The sequence below is a fragment of the Henriciella sp. genome (assembly GCF_049649345.1).
Taxonomy (GTDB): Bacteria; Pseudomonadota; Alphaproteobacteria; order Caulobacterales; family Hyphomonadaceae; genus Henriciella.
This window is the reverse complement of record NZ_JBARZC010000521.1, coordinates 1-1633: the sequence shown is the minus strand read 5'-3', so window position 1 is coordinate 1633 and position 1633 is coordinate 1. Positions and strand designations below refer to the sequence as shown.

Genomic DNA, 1633 nt, shown 5'->3' with positions numbered 1-1633 from the left:
GGGCATTGGCGGCGTCCCCGAAGCGGTTTTGAAAGCCATGGAGGCCGAGGTGACAAAACAGGCCCGCCCGGATTTGACGCTGATTCTCGACGGGCCGGTCGACCAACTGCTCGCCAGACGCCAGCAGCGTGGCACAAGCGACGTGTTCGAACGGCGCCCTGTTGAATTTCATGAGTCGGTACGCAAAAGCTTTCTCGACATTGCAAACGCAGACGAGGACCGGTGCGTGGTCTTGAATGCGCTGGGCTCTCCGGACGATCTCGTTTCAGATGCCATGATCGCCATCAAATACAGGCTGCTGGACCTTTGACGAATATCGCACTTCCTCTCTTTGGCCATGATGCCGCCCAGGCGGAATTCCTGTCGGCACGCGACAGCGGCCGGCTGCATCATGCCTGGATTGTTGAAGGGCCATCCGGTATCGGCAAGGCACGGTTCGTCACCCGTCTGGCCTCAATTCTCCTCGGCGCACAACCGTCTGGGGACGACCCTGCGGGCGCGCCTGAAGACGACCCCGTGATCCAGAAAATCCTCTCCGAAGGCCATCCTGACCTTAAACACGTTCAGAGGGAGCTGAACGAGAAGGGCAATCTGAAACAGGATATTTCAGTCGATCAGATCAGGGAGCTCAACGCCTTCTTCAGCCTGAAACCGGCCTTGGGCGGATGGCGTATAGGCATCATCGATTCCCTCGACGAAATGAACGCAAATGGCCTCAACGCCGTGCTAAAGACGCTTGAAGAGCCTCCGGCCAAAGCGCTGCTTTTCCTGATCTTTCACGCGACAACCCCAATCCTTCCAACGATCCGATCAAGGTGCCAGACCTTGAGGCTCCGGGCACTCGGCCCAGTCGACACGCTCGCCGTCCTCAACCAGAACGGCATCGAGAACGCAGACCAGACTGCTGGTCTGGTTAAAGGCCGGCCGGGCCGCGCCGAGCAGCTCACAGGGCCAAAAACTCTGGCCGCCTCGGTCGCCGCGCGCGATCTGCTGAAGGCCATGCCGTCTGCTAATGAAGCTGTGCTGTCGAACGCGCTGCTCAAAGCCGGCGAAGACGACACGACATTCAGGGTATTTGCCAGTGAGATCCTTTCCTGGCTGGAGGCGAAATCCGGTCAGGAGCCTTCCTGGTCGGACGTCTGGTATGAAAGTCAGCACATCCTGGCAGAACAGCGCAATCTTCACCTCACCGCGCTTCAGGCTGCATCGAAGATGCTCGGCTCCCTTCAATCAGCATTCGACACGCGCTAGAGCGCTCAGACCATGTTCGATACGCATGTAAACCTGCACGCTGAAGCGTTCAAAGACGACCTCGAAGAGGTCCTTGCGCGTGCGCGAGGCGCTGGCGTCACGCGTATGCTCGCCATTTGTGACCGGTTCGACAATTATCCGGCTGTGAAAGCCATCGCCGAAGCCAATGATGACATCTGGAATACGGTCGGCGTCCACCCGCACCACGCCAAGGACTTTCCGGACCTGAAAGTATCAGAGCTGCTGCAGGCGGCGGATGACCCGAAGACGGTTGCGATTGGCGAAACGGGCCTTGATTTCCACTATGGCTACTCGGCGGAGGCGGAGCAGATTGCCAACTTCCGGCGCCATATCTATGCGGCGCGGCATACAGGCCTGCCGC

General features: G+C 59.1%; 3 protein-coding genes. All 3 read left to right on the top strand.

The window, feature by feature from the left end; translation table 11 throughout:
- Positions 1-310: dTMP kinase (locus WA989_RS14350; RefSeq protein WP_424341167.1), on the top strand; the 310-nt coding region annotated here is incomplete at its 5' end.
- A complete protein-coding gene (locus tag WA989_RS14345) occupies positions 307-1251 on the top strand; it encodes a DNA polymerase III subunit delta' (protein WP_424341166.1) in 945 nt (314 codons plus the stop codon). The genes WA989_RS14350 and WA989_RS14345, both read left to right, overlap by 4 nt.
- A 12-nt stretch (positions 1252-1263) precedes the next feature.
- On the top strand, positions 1264-1633 hold a 370-nt coding region (locus WA989_RS14340), incomplete at its 3' end, for a TatD family hydrolase (protein WP_424341165.1).